Annotated in this window: 8 protein-coding genes; 2 read left to right on the top strand and 6 right to left on the bottom strand. The window is 72.2% G+C overall.

What is annotated here, in order from left to right:
- Positions 1–89: 89 nt before the first annotated feature.
- The 4 genes from WMF12_RS25665 to WMF12_RS25650 all read right to left on the bottom strand — a co-directional run bounded on the left by WMF12_RS25665 (position 90) and on the right by WMF12_RS25650 (position 5,349).
- Positions 90–572, bottom strand: coding sequence for a hypothetical protein (locus tag WMF12_RS25665; RefSeq protein WP_437849796.1), 483 nt, complete (start codon positions 570–572; stop codon positions 90–92).
- A 93-nt stretch (positions 573–665) separates the two neighbouring features.
- The gene (locus WMF12_RS25660; RefSeq protein ID WP_437849794.1) at positions 666–3,542 is read right to left on the bottom strand and encodes a CHAT domain-containing protein; all 2,877 of its coding nucleotides are present in this window, start codon (positions 3,540–3,542) and stop codon (positions 666–668) included.
- Complete coding sequence (locus WMF12_RS25655; RefSeq protein ID WP_437849792.1) at positions 3,539–4,606, bottom strand: hypothetical protein; 1,068 nt, start codon at positions 4,604–4,606, stop codon at positions 3,539–3,541. The genes WMF12_RS25660 and WMF12_RS25655 overlap by 4 nt, the downstream gene beginning before the upstream one ends.
- Positions 4,603–5,349, bottom strand: a complete 747-nt coding sequence (locus WMF12_RS25650) for an RNA polymerase sigma factor (protein ID WP_437849791.1) — start codon at positions 5,347–5,349, stop codon at positions 4,603–4,605. The genes WMF12_RS25655 and WMF12_RS25650 overlap by 4 nt, the downstream gene beginning before the upstream one ends.
- A gap of 229 nt (positions 5,350–5,578) precedes the next feature.
- Here WMF12_RS25650 and WMF12_RS25645 point away from each other — a divergent pair, with 229 nt between their 5' ends.
- Positions 5,579–7,774 carry a TonB-dependent receptor gene (locus tag WMF12_RS25645; protein ID WP_437849789.1) on the top strand — a complete coding sequence of 732 codons (2,196 nt, stop codon included), beginning with the start codon at positions 5,579–5,581 and terminating at the stop codon, positions 7,772–7,774.
- 140 nt (positions 7,775–7,914) lie between these two features.
- Here the strand turns inward: WMF12_RS25645 and WMF12_RS25640 are convergent, their stop codons facing one another.
- Both WMF12_RS25640 and leuA read right to left on the bottom strand, forming a co-directional pair.
- A complete protein-coding gene (locus tag WMF12_RS25640) occupies positions 7,915–9,486 on the bottom strand; it encodes a glycoside hydrolase family 43 protein (RefSeq protein ID WP_437849787.1) in 1,572 nt (523 codons plus the stop codon).
- 387 nt (positions 9,487–9,873) lie between these two features.
- Entirely contained in the window at positions 9,874–11,565 is a 1,692-nt protein-coding gene (gene leuA, locus WMF12_RS25635; RefSeq protein ID WP_437849785.1) for a 2-isopropylmalate synthase, read from the bottom strand.
- 359 nt (positions 11,566–11,924) lie between these two features.
- Between leuA and WMF12_RS25630 the strand changes: the two genes are divergently transcribed.
- Entirely contained in the window at positions 11,925–16,985 is a 5,061-nt protein-coding gene (locus WMF12_RS25630) for an SIR2 family protein (RefSeq protein ID WP_437849783.1), read from the top strand.
- Positions 16,986–17,073: the final 88 nt, after the last annotated feature.

Here is a 17,073-nt window from a genome sequence, read left to right as displayed (position 1 = left end):
CGCGGTCTCTCGCGCAGCGCCGGTGCGGCGCGGGCCGTCGCTCTTCGCTCCGACGGCCCTGCGCGCGACCTCTCTTCAGCCTCCGACCGTCATTGCTGGCCCAGGACGGCCCACCCGCCCCACGTCGTCTGCACGCCTGCGCGGAGCTCATGCGTCACGCCCTGGTCCAGCCACCGCACGGTGGCCCATCCCACGTCTTTGACGAGCCCCTGGTTCAGGGCGTAGAGGGCCTTCGCGGAGCCGTCGGGCTTCGGAGCGACCTTGTAGGTCGCGAGCGGCACACCCCTCGTCGAGTACAGCGTCATCGAGACGTTGGGCATCGACTCCCTCTGCGCGATGAACAGGTACAGCGTCCGAGCGCTCAGGACGTACGCCGCGCACGCGCCGCACTGAGGATCTGCCGGTTGCATGGGCTCGTCCTTGATCCGGCGTTGCGGCTGCGGCCGCGTACCGAATGACAGCGCCTGCGCCGCCTGGCCGGTCTCCGTGGCCGACTCGACGGGCGTGGCGTCCATCGATGGACCGCACGCGGTGAGGACAAGGGCGCTCAGACCGAAAATCGAGGTACGCATCGTTCACATCCTCCGTAGGCCGTCTCCGGGGTCGAGCTGTTCTTCGCCGTCGCCTCCCGGCCTCTGACAGATCTCGAGCGTTCTCCGGGGCTGTCAGGGGACCAGCGCCCGGAAGCTCGCCCAGTCGCTCGACGGATCCGCGCGCAGCGCCGCGAGGGTCGCCTCGCGGAGCTGCTCGCCCGGCTCTCCTCGCTCGCCGGCGTAGAGCGCGGCCATCACCCGCTCTGCCAGCGCGTCGTCGACCGGGCGCGACGCCGCGATCACCGAGCGCGCGCCGGCGATCAGCAGCGCCTGGGCCAGGCCGAGCCCGAGCCCCCGCGCCCCGGGCGCCGCCTCCGTGCGCGCCGTGTCGCAGCCGGACAGGACCGCCCGCGCGGGCGCTCGGCGCAGCGCCAGGATGTCGCCCACGGCGAGCTCGCTCCCGCCGGAGAGGGCGAGGCTGCTGTCCCAGCCGTCGAGGCCCCCGAAGACGCCGTGGCCCGCGTAGTGGAAGAGCGCGAGCCCGGGCTCCTCCAGCGCGCCGGCCACCGCGCGGCGCGTGGCGAGCCCGCCCGACAGCCGCTCGACGCGCAGCCCCTTCCCGGTGAGCGCCGCCGCGACCGCGTCCGCCTCGCGCCGCGCGGCCGGCAGATCGCGCCGCGGATCCGCGACGACGAGCGCGCGCTCCGGCGCTTGCCCCGCGCCGGCGCCCTCCGCGGGCCGCGGGCCGCCCCGGGGCAGATCCAGGCCGTACGTCACCGGCATGCGCGCGACGAGCGGCGCGCCGTCCCAGGGCAGGGCGTGGAAGTCGACGCGAGCGAGCTCGCCATGGGCGGCGACGCGGAGGCGCGTCGCGGCGCGCAGCTGCGCATCGAACGGCGCGAGCAGCCGCGGGGCCAGCGCCGCGGCGGGGGCCGAGGCGTCGAGCGCCGGCAGTCGCTTGGCCACGACGCCGCCGCCGGTGACGGCGAAGCCGGCCCATCCTTCGCGGATCGGATGGACCACGAGCATCAGCTCGCCCTCGTCCAGCGCCGGCGCCGCCTCGACCTCCACCGCCGCGGGCTCCCCCTGTCGCACCAGGAGCAGCGCCTCCTCCAGCCGCGCGCGGATCGACCGCCCGTGCGCAGCCCGGGCGACACGGACCGCCTCGAGCTCGTCGGACGAGAGCCGCCAGTCGTCGCGCCCCTCCTCGTCGAAGGCCGCCCGCGCGTCGTGGTACGCCGCGAGGGCGCGCTCCCAGCGCGCCCGCTCCTCGCCGCCGAGCGCCTCGATGCGGTCGATCCAGCGGAGCGCCGCGAGCGCCCGCGCGCGTGATCGCCGCGCGGCGCGCGCCGCGCGGCGCGGATCACGCCGGAGCAGGAGGTCGACGAGCCGCCGCGCGCTCTCCTCGAGGCGGCCGAGGTAACCGCCCCGGCCCTGCCCGAGCGGCACGAGCGCGCCGAGGTCACCCCGCAGCTCCTCCGCTTGCTCGTAGGCCACGGCGGCCGTGTCGAGCCGCCCCATCGCCTCGAGCGCCCGCCCGCGGCCGAGCGCCGCGCGGTAGCGGCCCTCCGGCAGCTCGCTCGCGTCCGCGAGCCGCGCGAGCCGGCCGTAGATCTCCAGCGCGCTCGCTGGATCGCCGCTGCCCAGCGCGACGCGCCCCTCGATCTCGAGCCAGTACATCGCCACGCCGGCGTCGGGGCGCGCGTCCGTCCGCCGGGCCTCGTCGAGCAGGGCGCGCGCCGCGTCCGCCTGGCCGGCTTCCAGCTTGGCGAGGGCCAGGTTCGTCAGCGCGTTCGCGCGCTTCGCCGGCTTCGGGCACGCGGCCCCGTACAGCTCGAGCGCGGCCGTGAGCGGCGATTCGGCGTCCGCGAGGGCTCGAGGCCGCTCGGCGCCCTCGGGCGGCCCGCTGGACCCGCCGCTCGCCCAGGCGACCTGCAGGGCGTTCCAGCCGAGGTCGTTCAGCAGGGAGGCGCGCTCGCACGGGGCCCTCCCGGCGGGGGAGGACGCCTGCACGCCGCGCAGCAGCGCCCGCGCCTCCAGCGGTCGGCCCAGGGTCTGGAGCACGTCGGCGCGCTCCTGAAGCACGTGCAGCCGGTGGTCGCTCAGGCCGAGGCGCTCCGCGCCTGCCGCCGACGCGTCCAGCTGCCGGAGCGCCGCGCGCAGGTCGCCCGCCTCGGACGCGAGCAGCGCCGCGTAGTACGGCTTCACCGCGCGCCCTTCCGGATGGCTCGCCTCGAGCGGCCCGAGCGCGTCGAGCGCCGCCCGCGCCTCCGCGAACCTGCGCCCGTTGAAGACGAGCGCGTACGAGAGCGCGAAGCGGTCGAGGAACTCGTCGGAGATCCGCCCCGCCGCCCGGTGCGCCCGGATCGACGCCTCGAAGCCCGCGATCGCCTCCGGGATCCTGCCGCGCGCGAGGTCCACGCGCGCGCGCTTGCCGATCGCCAGGGCCTGGACGGCGGGGTCCGCGCCGGACGCCAGCGCGTCGAGCGCCGAGGACGCCGCGTCGAGGTCGCCGCTCCGGCGCAGCGCCTCGGCTTCCTTCAGCCGGGGCGCGTCGATGGCCGGGCGGAGCTCCAGGCGGAACGACGCGCGCCCGCCGCCCCGCTTGGCGGTCACCGAGAGGGCGCGGGCGCCCTCCGGGACGGGGACGCGCGCCAGCACGCCTCCCTGGACGCGTGCCCCATCGAGCGCGGAGAGCGGGGTGTCCGCCGCGGCGGCCGCGTCGGCGGCGATCGCGACGCGGGCGTCCGCGGGGGCCTTCACCCAGATGCGGAGGGTCCGGTCGTCTGGAAGCGCGCAGGCGGGTCCGGCGTGCACGGCGCTGCAGCCGGCGAACTCCACCTCGAGGGGCGGCGCGGGCGCCGCGGCGGTCGCCAGGGCCGCGGACGCCCCGGAGGTCGCCGGGGCCGCGGTCCCCGTCGGGCGGCGCGCGTCGCATCCCGGCGCCAGCGCCGCCGCGCCGAGGATCGCTGCGCCCAGCGCGGGCCGGAGCGCTCGCCAGCGCGTCATGGGTCCTTCGAGGGCGCGGCGGGTCGGGCGGTGGGGAGGGGGGGCGGCGCTGCGCGCGGCAGGAGGAGTACGTTGAATCGTAAGATTCTGAATTTATTATCTTTTTCTTCTTCGGACGGCCGCGCGTCCGCCAGTCCGGCCGCGCTGTCTGGCAGCGCCGCCGGCCGTCCGATCGCGATCGCGATCTCCCACTCGCCCTCGGGCACTCCGGGGAAGAGCGTCTCCGTGTCGCCTTCGATGCGCGCAGCGCCCTGCTCCGAGAGGTCGGCGTGCACGTCCCAGGGGCGCGCCGTTTCGCCCTGGATCAGGAAGGCGCGCACCGCGACGGGGCCGTCGACCCGGGTTGCGGGCCGCAGGGTGATCTCGAGCCTCGATCCGGGCCCGAGCCGCGCGGTCGCGTCGGCGCCGCTGGAGGCGGAGCGCTCGCGGACCTCGCCGCCTGCGAGCGTCATGGCGTAGGCGGGCACCGGGAGCATGGCCACCGCGCCCGGATCGTCGAGCAGGCCGCGCGGATGGTGCCTGTCGCCCTCCAGCGAGAGCCGCACGACGAGGACCGCCGCGGCGGCCGCCGCCAGGGCCGTCGCCGCGATCCGCCAGGGCGCTCGGCCCGGCTTTCGCGGGAGCGGGAGCACCTGGCCGCCGCGCGCCGCCGCCGCGCGCTGTCCCGGAGGTGGCGGGCCTGCCGCCTCCGCGCCTGCCGCCTCCGCCGCCTCCGCGGCGGCGCCTGCCGCCTCCGCGCCTGCCGCCGCGGCGGCGCCTGCCGCCTCCGCCGCCTCCGTCGCCTCCGCGGCGGCGCCTCCCGTCTCCGCGCCTCGCTCGCCCGCGCTCGCCTGCAGCCCGGCCAGGATCCGGTCTGCGATCCTCGCCCGCGCCTCGCCGTCCAGCGGGCGTGACGCCTCCCACGCCTCGCGGTCCTCCGGAGAGCGCTGCGCCTCGGCCTCCAGCGCATCGCGCTCGCCGGCCTCGAGCGTCCCCAGCACCCTCGCTGACCAGCGCGGATCGCTCGCCCGGTCGTGCTCGCGCGCGGCGCGCGCCAGCGCCTTCAGCAGATCGTCGTCGTTCATCGTCCCCCTCCCGGGCTCGCCGCGCTCGGCGAGGCGCCGCGCCCTCTCGGCTCTGCTTCGGCCGCGAGCTCCGCGGCGATCTGCCGGACGAGCCGGGCGATGCGGCTCCGCCACGCATACACGGCGTCCGCCGTCATGCCCGTGATGGCGCACGCTTCCTCGGTGGATCGCTCGTCGACGAGCAGCAGGTAGAAGAGCTCCATCCCGCGCTCGCTCAGCCGATCGCGGAGCTTTCGCGCGATCGCCGCGAGCAGCTCCCGCGAGATCGCCGCGGGCTCCGGCGACACGGAGGCGCCGTCCGCGCGCTCGAGCGCGTCGTCCTCGGTGGGCTGCTCGGTCCAGGGGTTCCTGCGGCGGCTGCGCAGGATCGAGCACGCCTCGCGCTCGGCCACGAGCCCCACGAAGCTCGTGAGCGGCAGTCCCCGGCCGGCGTCCCACTGGCGCAGCGTGCGCCCGCCGTCCGCGAAGAGCGAGAGGAACACGCTCTGGGTCAGGTCCTCGACCTCCTGCCGGACGTCGCGGTGCCCCGCGGCCCGCCGGCGGCGGAGCAGCGGCCGCATCACCCGCTCCTGGATGGTGGGCGTCAGCAGGTCGACGAGCGCCCTCACCGCGGCCGGCTCTCCCGCCACCGCCCGCGCGATGAGCGCGGCCTCCGGGCTCGGCGGAGCGGCGCCTGGGGATCCCCGCCGCGCGTCCTCGGCGATCGTCCGCGGCTGCGCGGGCAAGGGAGAGCTCGGGGCCATCAGCGCACGGATAAACGCGCTCCACACGCCCGTCAATCCGGCCACGTCTCCGCCGCGCGGGCCGTGCGGGCCGTGCGGGCCGTTGGCTGGTATCGAAATTCAATCGATCGCGGCACGCTTACCCGGCGACGTCGGGCGAGGCGCGAGGTCGCAAGGTCATGACGCGCGCTTCCCACGCATCCCACGCTTCTCACCCAAGCTCCGGCCTCGTTGTCTGTATCATCGCCTCATGAGACACCGCGGGGGACGGGGCTCGAGGGGACGGCCATCACGGCGGCTCGGGCCGACAGGAGCGCTGGCCGTCGCCGTCCCGCTCCTCTGTGCCTCGCTGTGGCCGTCGGTGGCCCGCGCCGACAGCTACGAGCGGTGCGTCCGCGAGGCGGCGACCCAGGCCGAGATCGACGCCTGTGCCCCCAAGGACGAGCCCCTCGAGGTGAGGGTGCGGGCGAAGTCGCCGGCCCGGAGCGCCTCCGACGTCGAGGCGGACGCGCAGGTCCTCGCCGCGGCGCCGCACGGCTCGGGCGCCGACGTGCTGCGGGTCCTCCCGGGCGTCTTCATGAGCGATCGCGGCCTGCCCGGTCGCGCGCCGCACCTGTCGCTGCGCGGCTTCGACGGCACCTCGGGTCAAGACGTCGAGATCTTCGCCGGCAACATCCCGATGAACCAGGTCTCGCACATCCGTGCTCCTGGATATGCCGACATGCGCCTCATCATGCCGGAGGTGGTCCGTTCCGTCCGGATCGCCAGCGGCCCTCACGATCCGAGGCAAGGCGATTTCGGCGTCGCCGGCTCGCTCCGCATGGATCTCGGCCTGGAGGCGCCGGGCTTCTGGTTGAAGGGGGGAGTCGGCTCGTTCGGGACGAGGCGTGTCCTCATCGCGTTTGCGCCCGAGCACGACGAGATGATGGACACGTTCGCGGCCTTCGAGACCGACGCCACGGACGGGCCGGGCGGCGTGCGCGGCGGCGAGCGCAGCTCCTTCGTCGGGCAGCTCGGCGGGGGCGAAAACCGGGTCCAGTTCCGCGCGACGGTGGCCATCGGCTCGGCGCGCTTCGACTTTCCCGGCTACCTGCCGCAGGGCCCCGTGGAGCGGGGCGCCGACCCCTACGCGGCGCAGCGGCCGCTCGGCCGCGATAGGACATCGCAGGCGCTCGTCGGCTCCGATGTCCTGTGGAGCCTCGGCGAGGGCACGATGGGCATCGGCGGCTTCGCGGGCAAGACCAAGACGACGTTTCACCAGAACCTCACCGGGTACGCGCTCGACCAGCTCGCCGGCGAGCCGATCGTCCGGAGCGACGACAGCGAGATGGTGAACGACGCCTCGACCTTCGGCCTCACGGTGCTTTACCGCCATGGCGTCGAGATCACCTCGAAGCGCGATTCCATCGAGATGGGCGCCTACGCGCGCGTGGACACGGTCGACCAGACCGACACGCGCCTGTTCGAGGACGGCACGAAGAACGCCGCGCTCGTCGACGCGACGATCGACGCCACGAACGTGGCCGCCTATGCCGATCTCTCGCTCTACCCGATCAAGCGCGTGGTCGTCCGTGGCGGCGCGCGCCTCGACTCGCTCTCGTACGGCGTGCGGGATCGCACGAGCAACGCCGGGCTCGAGCGCACCGCGCAGGGCTTCGTCGTGTCGAGCAAGGCCATGGCCGACATCGCGGTGAGCGGCGGCGTGCACCTCGTGGCGAGCTACGGCGAGGGGTTCCGTTCCCCGCAGGCGCGCGACCTCGACGAGGGCGAGCGCGTGCCGTTCACCAAGGTGCGCAGCGTCGAGGCGGGCGTCCGGCTCAAGGAGGGCAAGACCTTCCAGGGCTCGGCCGTGGGGTTCGGCTCGTGGCTCGGCAATGACCGCGTGTTCGACGCGGCGTCCCGGCAGCACGTCGAGGCCCCGCCGTCGGTGCGCGCAGGCGCGCAGGTCGTGATGAGCGCGCGCTCCGGCCCGTTCGGCGCGCACCTGAGCGGGACGTACACCCACGCTCGCTTCACCGGGTCCGACGCGCGCTTCGCGGAGGGCGACCCGGTGCCCTATGCGCCGGCGTTCGTCCTGCGCGACGACGTGTTCGCCTCGGGGGTCGTCGGCCGGCTCTCCGGCAAGGAGGTGACGGTCCGCGTGGGCGCCGGCGTCGAGGGCATGGCGGGTCGCTCCCTCCCGGGCGGGCGGGACGGCAAGGACGCTGTCAGCCTCGATGCCGTCGCGGCGGTCGGCTGGCGCGGCATGGAGCTCGCCCTGAACGGCACGAACCTCCTGGGCCTGCAGTATTACGACGCGCAGTACGTCTACGCCTCGAGCTTCGTGAAGGACAGCGCGCCCCCGCTGCCGTCGCCGCACGTGCTCGTCGCGGCGCCGACTGCGTGGATGCTGACGCTCCAGATCCACCTCCGTGGCAAGGAGCGCGCGCCGGAGCCGGCCTATTAGCAGCCCTTTTCAGCAGAGAAATTGAACAGGGAGGTGGGGAGTCAGGGAGTATTCGAAAATTTCCCTCCCCGTCTCCTCGCCTCCCTGTGAATTTTCCGAAGAATTTAAGGGAATTCCTTAGGCTGTCTCCCGTGTGGACGTCACCCGATCTCGCGGTAGTCGAACCAATCGAAGTCCGCGTGCAGGCGCGTGCCGGCCAGGTCCTGGCACGCCATCCCGACGAAATTGCCCGTGAACCCACAGGGCACCGCGTGCTCGTCCGACAGGATCGACGCGTCGTGCTCCCACCCCACCGCGTGGTAGGTGACGCCATCCCGCGAGTAGAAGAACGATATCCGATCGTCTTTGATCTCGAGCCGCAGGAAGATGTTCTCCGCCCCGTCCAGCACGTACTCCTTCTCGACCGGGAACGTCAGGTTCCCCCGCTCGCACTTCATGAGCGACAGGGCCTTCTCGGCGTGATCCGCCCGCGAGACGTAGAGATAGTAGAACGAGTCCGTGCTGTAGAACGCAACGATGCCCGCCATTTGCTGGAAGTGCTGAGGGGCGAATTGCATGCACGCCGTCGCTTGCACGTGCTTGGCCTGCTGGCGCTTCGCGACGAGGCTCTGCTCGAAGTTCGAGGTGATGCTCTCGCGCCCGATCAGGCGCAGGTACCCGGGTCGGGCGGCGAGGCTGCTCACGTCTGCCGGCCGCACGCGCGGCGACTGCCACTCGATCCCCAGCGCGGGCTTGTCGAAGTCGTCGCGCTCGGGTGTCTTCGGCCATTCGTGGCGAGCCAGGTTCGGCCCCTCGTAGACGTCCAGCGGAACCTGCCCGCCCGAAGTCAGCCGCGGCCACCCCTCGACCCAGGTGATCCCCTGGAGCGCCGTCTCGCGTCCCAGCGTCGACCGGCCATTCTTCAGCGGGCGACGGCACAGGTGCGCGAACACCCACGAGCCGTCCTTGTTCTCCACGAAGCTACCGTGACCGGCGCTCTGGAGCTGCAGCTCGGGGTGGGACGCGCTGGAGATGAGCGGATTGTTGGGCATGACCTCGTAAGGGCCGTGGATCGAGCGAGAGCGGGCCACCGTCGCGGCGTGCGTGATGAACGTGCCACCCTCCGCGGTGAGCAGGTAGTAGTAGCCATCTCGCTTGTAGAGGTGCGGCCCCTCCACGAGCCCGAGCGCCGTGCCTCGGAAGATGTTCTCCACCGGACCGACGAGCTTCTTCTCCTTCGGGCTGTACTCCTGGAGCAAGATCCCACCGAACGGGTTGTTGCCCGGCCGGTGATCCCACACCATGTTTACAAGCCACTTGCGGCCGTCGTCGTCGTGGAACAGCGAAGGATCGAACCCCGAGCTGTTCAGGTACACGGGCTCCGACCACGGGCCGGTGATGGAAGGCGCGGTGACCAGGTAGTTGTGGACGTCCTTGAACGACCCCGCCCAGCGTCGCGAATTCGTGTAGATGAGGTGAAACAAGCCGTCCGCGTAGGTCAGGCACGGCGCCCAGATCCCGCCGGAGTTGGGGTTGCCGCGCATGTCCAGCTGCGAGTACCGCTCCAGCGGCCGCGCGACCACCCGCCAGTTGGCGAGGTCTCTCGAGTGGGAGATCTGGACGCCCGGGAACCACTCGAACGTCGAGGTCGCGATGTAGTAATCGTCCCCCACGCGAACGATCGACGGATCGGGGTTGAACCCTCTCAGTGCCGGATTTTCCACCTTGCTCATTCACTCACCTTGATTGTCTCGTTGTGTTCCAGCGCAGCCAGTCCTGCTTCCAGAGCTCGACGGATACGCCCGGCACCGCAGGCGCACCCTGCCCAGGTCCCCCCGCTCGCGCGCTGGAGTGAGGCACCGGAGGCGCGTGTCCACAGGCAGCTCGGGATGCGGCGCGAGCTCGGGATGCGGCGTGGGGGAGAAGTCATCATAAGGGAACGTGGCGTCTGCAACGTCGCCCCTGCTGGTTCCCGCATCTGCCGTCTGTGGCCGCGCTGCCGGACCCGCCGGAGGAGCTCCGCCGTCGGCGCGCGAGGGTAGCACCGCGCGCGCGCGCGTCCAGGCGCTTCGTCTCGCTGCGCGGGCGCCTCCGGCGGGGTTGAGCGACCGCGCGCCCGCTCACTCCGCTGCCGCCGCGAGCTGCGCCGCATCCGCCGGCCGCGCGCGGTTCCACGCGGACGCCACGGCGGCGAGCGACGCCATGTCGGCGTCCCCGTGCGTCCCCGCCCCGAAGCTGCGCTTGCGCCCGACCGAGATGGCCACGTAAGCCGCCGTCTCGTCGCCGGCGCTCCTCGGGAGCGCGTGCGCCGCGTGCTCGTCCACCGCGATCGCGATCCCCGCGTGGCGCGAGAGCGCGCTCGCGAGCGCCTCGACGGGGCTGCCGCCGGCGGCGCTCAGCACGTGGGCGGCGCCTCGGATCTGCACATGGAACTCGTGTCGTTCGTCCGCGCCCTGGCCGACGCGCCTGTGCCGGGTGACCCGGAGCGGCCCTGCGCGGTTCACGTACTCCCGCTCGAAGATCGCCAGGATCTCGGCCTTCTGCACCTCGCCCTCGGTCCGCTCCGCCCTGCGCTGCACGGCCTGGCTCACCTCGACGGCGAGCCCCCTCGGCAGCGCGTAGCCGTGGTCGTGCTCGAGCACGTAGGCCACGCCGCCCTTGCCCGACTGGCTGTTCACGCGGATCACCGCCTCGTAGCTGCGGCCGACGTCCTGCGGATCGATGGGCAGGTACGGCACCTCCCAGAGCGGGCTCCCGCCCTCGCGCAGCGCCTTGAACCCCTTCTTGATCGCGTCCTGGTGCGACCCGGAGAAGGCCGTGTACACGAGCTCGCCGACGTACGGGTGGCGCGGGTGGACCGGCAGGCGGTTGCAGTGCTCGACCGTCTCCTTGATCGACTGGACGTCATGGATCTCGAGCTCGGGATCCACGCCCTGGGACATCAGGTTGAGCGCCAGCGTCACGACGTCGACGTTGCCCGTGCGCTCGCCGTTCCCGAACAGCGTGCCCTCGACGCGATCGGCGCCCGCCATCACGGCCAGCTCCGCCGCGGCCACGGCGGTGCCGCGGTCGTTGTGCGGGTGCACGCTCAGCACGATGCTGCCGCGCTGCTTCAGGTTCCTGTGCATCCACTCGATCTGATCCGCGTACACGTTGGGCGTCGACATCTCGACGGTGGCGGGCAGGTTCAGGATGATCTTCCGTGATGGCGTGGGCTCCCAGACGTCCATCACGGCCTCGCAGATCTCCTTCGCGAAATCGAGCTCGGTGCCCGTGAAGCTCTCGGGGGAGTACTCCAGCGCGACCTCGGTCTCGGGCGACCGCGCCGCGAGCTCCTTCACGAGCCGGGCCCCGCGCACGGCGATCTCGACGATGCCCGCGCGATCCAGGCCGAACACCACGCGCCGCTGGAGCGTGGAGGTGGAGTTGTAGAGGTGGACGATGGCGCGGCGCGCCCCGCGGATGGCCTCGAAGGTGCGCTCGATCAGCTCGGCGCGCGCCTGGGTGAGCACCTGGATCGTCACGTCGTCCGGGATGAGCCCCTGGTCGATGATCCAGCGCACGAAGTCGAAGTCGGGCTGCGACGCGCTGGGGAAGCCCACCTCGATCTCCTTGAACCCCATGCGCACGAGCTCGTGCCACATGCGGAGCTTGCGCTCGAGGCCCATGGGCTCGACCAGGGCCTGGTTGCCGTCGCGCAGGTCCACGCTGCACCAGCGCGGCGCGCTCTCGATCACGCGGCTGGGCCAGCGGCGATCGGGCAGATGGATGGGCTGAAAGGGCTTGTACTTGTGGACAGGCATCGTGGACATGACAGGACTCCCTGAAAGCTAGCGATGGGAGTCGTCACGACACGACGACGAGGCGGAGGACCCCCATCGGGACCAAGAGAACCGAGGGGGGCCGTACTGCGAGGAGCGACGTCGATCAGCAGCGCGCGCAAAGGCCCCCGGGCCGTAGGCCTAGGCAGGGGCGTAGGGAGCGCGCGCGAGGGACGGACATCGAGGTGCAGCCTAGCGAACATTCGCGCGCCTGTCGAGCGCTGCGATACGAGGGCCCAGGCATCTCGCGCATCGTTGTGATCGTGCAGCGGCTGCTGGCGCTCGGCTGGCGCGCGACGGGCGGAGCACAGCGATGCCGGCTGGCTCGACAAAGAGGTAGCGTAGTGTCGATGACGATGGCTGCGGATCGAGGGAGCAGCGATATCGACGTGCCGAACGACCCGGCGCTCCAGGACCTCCGCAAGGCCTACGAGAGCGGGCAGCTCGTCGTGTTCGCGGGGGCCGGCGTCTCTGCCGCGGCGGGGCTCCCGGGCTGGCAGAAGCTCACCGAGCAGATGGTCGCGCGCCTGCGCGTGAGCGGGGCACAGGCCAGCATCCTCGCGGAGATCGAGGAGCTCGCGCAGAGACAGCAGTACACCGAGGCGCTCTCGGCCGTGAAGCTTTCGCTCGGAGCGCCGGAGTTCTGCGCTGCGGTCGAGCGCGCCCTCGACGACAGCGACCGCGATGTGCCCGAGGTCGCGCGGGTCATCGCATCGATGAAGCCCGGGCTGCGCGCCGTGCTGACGACGAACCTCGATCGCCTCCTCGACCGGGCGTTCGGGGGTGAGTGGGACGTCCTCGCGCGGGCGCCGGCCGACATCGCGGCGCGCCGCAGGTACATCCTCAAGCTCCACGGGACGCTCCGCGAGCGGGAGACGTGGGTGTTCACGCGCGAGCAGTACGACCGGGTGATCTTCGCGTCGCCGGGCCTCCAGGTCGCCATCAAGGCGCTCTTCCACGCGTGCCCGGTCCTCTTCGTCGGTTTCGGCTTTGCCGACGACCACCTCGACCAGGCGCTCGGCGAGGTCCGCGCCCTGGCCGGCGAGCAGCCCCCGCCGCACTTCGCGCTCCTCGTGGAGGACACGCTGACGCCATTCAGGCGGCGCAAGCTCGAGGCCGCAGGGGTCAGGGTCATCGCCTACAAGAACCCGGACGGCGCGCACGCCCGCGTGCCGGCGATCTTGCGGTCGATCGCTGGGGGAACCTACAACCACGTCGATGACGTGAACAATGATCGGCCGCCGAGACCGCCGGTACCGAGCGATTTTCTCGCGCGCGTGGAGCGCGTCTGTCGCTTGAAGGAGCCGGAGGGCGCGACGATCGAGCAACTGCCTGCGCCAGCGCCCTTCGGCGCGCACCTGCGCGTGTCGGTGCGCAGGGGGCGCATCGTGCGGACATACCCTGTGGCTGCCATCGACCAACGGGTTACCGACGAGATCCTGAAAGCGTTCCTGGAGCGCATCGACGCGCAGTACCGGCTCGACGATCCGGGGCTGGTCTCGACCCTCGTTTATCGAGGCAGCAGCGCGCCAGAGGCGCTCGTCCGCGCGGCGGAGAGGGCCCGCGTGAACGTGGAGAGCTTCATCGAGTACCAGGGGCTGCTCGACTTTACACACTACCTCGATCGGCAGACGCAGCGGCTCGCGAGCGATCAGGTCTACCCGCCCGCGCTCTACGTCGACCAGCGCCTCACCTTCAAGGTGGGGGTCGACGAGTCGGAGGAGGGGGACGCGCTCTCGACCGTGTCGAAATGGCTGGATTCGCCGCGCGGTCGCTTCATCGTCATCCTGGGCGACTTCGGCACGGGCAAGACGTTCCTGCTCCACGAGCTCGCGCGGCGCATGGGGAGCGCGGGAGGACCGCTCGTGCCCGTGCTCGTCGAGATGAGATCGCTCGAGAAGGGCCGCTCGCTCGAGGAGCTCCTGGCGCAGCACTTCGCGAGGGCGCGCTTCGAGCGGTTCCAGATGGAGTCGTTCCTCTACATGCTCTCCGAGGGGCGGATCGCGCTCCTGTTCGATGGCTATGACGAGCTCGCGCTCCGCGTGAGCTACGACAGGGCAGAGGAGCACTTCGATACGCTCATCCAGGCGGCGAGCGGGAACGCGAAGATCGTCGTCACCAGCCGCACGCAGCATTTCCTGTCGGACCGTCGCGTGGAGACGGCGCTCGCGAAGCGGGCCGGCTCGATCCCCGGCTACCGGATCGCGAAGCTCTCGCCGTTCACGGAGGACCAGATCCGATGTTTCCTCTTGAACCGGCTCGGCGGTGAGGCGGTCGCGGAGCGGCGCTTCGCGCTGCTCGGCGGCGTGAAGGATCTGCTCGGGCTCTCGAGGAACCCGAGGATGCTGGGCTTCATCGCGGGCATCGACGAGGACAAGCTGAAGGAGGCCGGGGCCAGCGAGGGGGAGTTCACGTCGGCGGAGCTCTACAGGCTGCTGCTCGAACAGTGGCTGCGCAAGGAGGATGAGCGGGCGCACCCGAGGGGAGCGCAGGTGAGCCTCACGTTGGAGCAGCGATGGAGGGCCGTGACCGAGCTCGCCGTGCAGCTCTGGCAGCGGGGCGAGCGCACTGCCGACGTCGGCGCGCTGTCCTCCGAGATCCTGGCGGCCGCGCAGGAGCTCGCGAAGAACAAGCTGGATCCAGGGGTCGTCGCGCACGAGGTCGGCGCCGGGACGCTGCTCGTGAGGGACGAGGAGGGGAGCTTCTCGTTCATCCATCAGTCGGTGCCGGAGTGGCTGGTGGCGCGGCGCGCGGCCGAGGAGGTCGCGGCCGGCGGTGAGCCCGTGTCGCTCGGCCTGCGCGAGATGTCGGAACCGATGGCCGATTTCTTCGCGGCGCTGGCCGGCGCGGACACCGCGGCGCAGTGGGCCCGCGCGGCGCTCGCGTCGGGCTCGAAGGAGTCCGCGAAGAAGAACGCGTTGCTCGTGCTCAAGCGGCTCGGGGTCCCGGCTCACGTGGGGGTGAACCTGGCCGGGCACGACCTCAGGGGGCGCGATCTCTCGAGGCAGGACCTGCGAGGCGCCGACCTGACGGGCGCCGACCTGACCGGCGCGCGGCTGGTGGAGGCCGATCTGCGGGGCGCGTCGCTCGAGCGCGCGGTCCTCCTGCGGGCGGACCTCTCGCGGGCGCGCCTTTCGGGCGCGAACCTCCGGGACGCCGAGCTCTCGTTCGCGCGCCTGCTCGGCGCTGATCTCCGAGAGGCCTCGCTCTCGGGCGCGCGCCTGCGCGTCGCGGAGCTCGTCGGCGCGCAGCTGAGCGCAGGCGCGCTGGACGGCTGTGTCACGACCGGCGCTGCGATGCCGCAGCCGGCGCACGTCGAGCCGATGATCGCGCCTGTCTCCGACGGCCATGCCGTGGCCTTCAGCCCGGACGGCGTCTTCCTGGCCTCGGGTCATACCAACGGCTCGATCCGGATCTGGGACCTCGCGACTGGCGTCTTGCGGGTGGTCCTGGTCGGCCACGAGGGAAACATTCGCAGCCTGTCGTGGAGCGCGGACAGCGGGACGCTCGCCTCGGGCTCCGGAGACGCCACGGTTCGCCTGTGGGACGTCGCGAGCGGCGCTGTTCGGCGCGAGCTCCGGGGTCACTGGACCGCGGTGACCAGCGTCGCGTTCAGCCCGGACGGCTCGATGCTCGCCTCGGGCTCGAAAGACGCAACCATCCGGCTCTGGGATGCGGCGAGCGGCGACGTCCGGCGTGTCGTCGAGTGCCATCCGGCGGTCGTGTCGTGCGTCGCGTGGAGCCCCGACGGGTCGACCCTTGCATCGGCGCACGAGGACGGCTCGGTTCGGCTCTGGGACGCCGTGAGCGGCGCCGAACGCGGCGTCCTTGCGGGTCATCAGCGCCGGGTACAGAGCGTCGCATGGAGCCCCGACGGAGCGACGCTCGCTTCGGGCGCGTACGACTCGACCATCCGGCTCTGGGATGTCGCGACCGTGACTGCCCGGCTCGTCCTCAGGGAGCACCGGAGCTGGGTCGTGACGCTTGCATGGAGTCCCGATGGGTCGGCGCTCGCCTCGGGCTCGTATGACTCGACGGTCCGGCTGTGGGACGCCTCGACCGGCGCTGCTCGGCTGGTGCTGCGGGGCCACGGGGGGCTCGTCGCGGGCGCGGCCTGGAGCGTCGATGGCGCGACGCTCGCCTCCACGTCGGTCGATGGGACGATCCGCCTGTGGGATGCCTCGACCGGCGCGACCCGGCTCACGCTGAAGAGCCTCTCGGACATCATCTGGTGTGTCGCGCTCGACCCGGCGGGTTCAACGCTCGCTGCGGGCTCACAGGCGTCGGGCATCTGGCTTCTCGACGCGGTGGCCGGCACCGCCCGTCGCCGGATCGCGGTGCCCACGCGCCTCTGGAGCCTCGCGTTCAGCCCCGATGGCGCGACGCTCGCCTCGCGTGACGAGTTCGCCACGGTCCGGCTCTGGGACGTCGCTTCCGGCGCTGTGCGGCTCATCCTCCAGGGGGGTGGCAGCGTCGCCTTGAGCCTCGCGTTCAGCCCCGATGGCGCCACGCTCGCCACCGGCTGGCAAGCGTCGGAACTTTGGCTGTGGGACGCGCTCACCGGGGATCGCCGGTTGGTTTTCAAGGGGCACAAGGCCGAGGTCTGGAGCGTGGCGTTCAGCCCCGACGGCACGCTGCTCGCCTCGGGCTCGGGCGACGCGACGATCCGGCTATGGGACGCCGCGACGGGTGCAGTCCGGCACGTGCTCGTGGAGCATGCCAAGCTCGTCCGGAGCGTGGCGTTCAGCCCCGACGGCACGCTGCTCGCCTCGGGCTCGTTCGATTCGACGGTCCGGCTGTGGAATGTGTCGACCGGGGCTTGCTTGCTCGTCATCGCGCAGCATCAGGGCTGGGTCATGAGCGTGGCGTTCAGTCCCGACGGCGCGTTGCTCGCCTCGGGCTCGGCCGACTCTACGGTGCGGCTATGGGATCCGGCGACGGGCGTCTGCCGCCTTGTTCTAAGAGGCCATCAGGACGGCGTTACCAGCGTCGCCTTCAGCCCGGATGGACGTATCCTCGTGTCCGGCTCGGGCGACTCCACGGTGCGGCTGTGGAGCGTGGCGACGGGGGAGTGCCTCGCCGTCCTCCTGTGCCTGCCGGAGGGCTGGGTCGCGTTCACGGGCGACGGTCGTTACAAGCTCGGTGGCGATACGGGGCGCGCGTTCTGGTACGCGATCGGGCTCTGCCGGTTCGAGCCGGGCGAGCTCGATCTTTACCTGCGTTCCATGGTCCGCCTCGGTGACAGCGATCCATTGTATGAACCGGTCAGAAGGAGTTCCCGTTCCGCGCTCCTCCGTGAGGAGTTCGACGACGATAGCTCGACGATCCCGTGCTCCTTCGAGGAGTTCGACGACGACAGGACGATTCGCTCAGACATGGCTGCTCCGCCGCCGGAGGCTGGTGATCCATGAGGCGCCGCGGTGCCTGCCTGTGTGCGATCGCGAAGCGTGAGATCGCGCGCTCCACCGGTGCGTAGCGGCGCGACGGACACGGACGGTG

The sequence above is a fragment of the Sorangium sp. So ce363 genome (assembly GCF_051520435.1).
Classification (GTDB): Bacteria; Myxococcota_A; Polyangia; order Polyangiales; family Polyangiaceae; genus Sorangium; species Sorangium cellulosum_B.
This window is presented reverse-complemented; position numbering and strand designations above follow the sequence as displayed.

What these genes read in the sequence shown, in the direction of transcription:
- WMF12_RS25665 (WP_437849796.1), bottom strand. Translation starts at nt 572, where the DNA reads ATGCGTACCTCGATTTTCGGTCTGAGCGCCCTTGTCCTCACCGCGTGC.
- WMF12_RS25660 (WP_437849794.1), bottom strand. Translation starts at nt 3,542, where the DNA reads ATGACGCGCTGGCGAGCGCTCCGGCCCGCGCTGGGCGCAGCGATCCTC.
- WMF12_RS25655 (WP_437849792.1), bottom strand. Translation starts at nt 4,606, where the DNA reads ATGAACGACGACGATCTGCTGAAGGCGCTGGCGCGCGCCGCGCGCGAG.
- WMF12_RS25650 (WP_437849791.1), bottom strand. Translation starts at nt 5,349, where the DNA reads ATGGCCCCGAGCTCTCCCTTGCCCGCGCAGCCGCGGACGATCGCCGAG.
- WMF12_RS25645 (WP_437849789.1), top strand. Translation starts at nt 5,579, where the DNA reads ATGAGACACCGCGGGGGACGGGGCTCGAGGGGACGGCCATCACGGCGG.
- WMF12_RS25640 (WP_437849787.1), bottom strand. Translation starts at nt 9,486, where the DNA reads ATGAGCAAGGTGGAAAATCCGGCACTGAGAGGGTTCAACCCCGATCCG.
- leuA (WP_437849785.1), bottom strand. Translation starts at nt 11,565, where the DNA reads ATGTCCACGATGCCTGTCCACAAGTACAAGCCCTTTCAGCCCATCCAT.
- WMF12_RS25630 (WP_437849783.1), top strand. Translation starts at nt 11,925, where the DNA reads ATGACGATGGCTGCGGATCGAGGGAGCAGCGATATCGACGTGCCGAAC.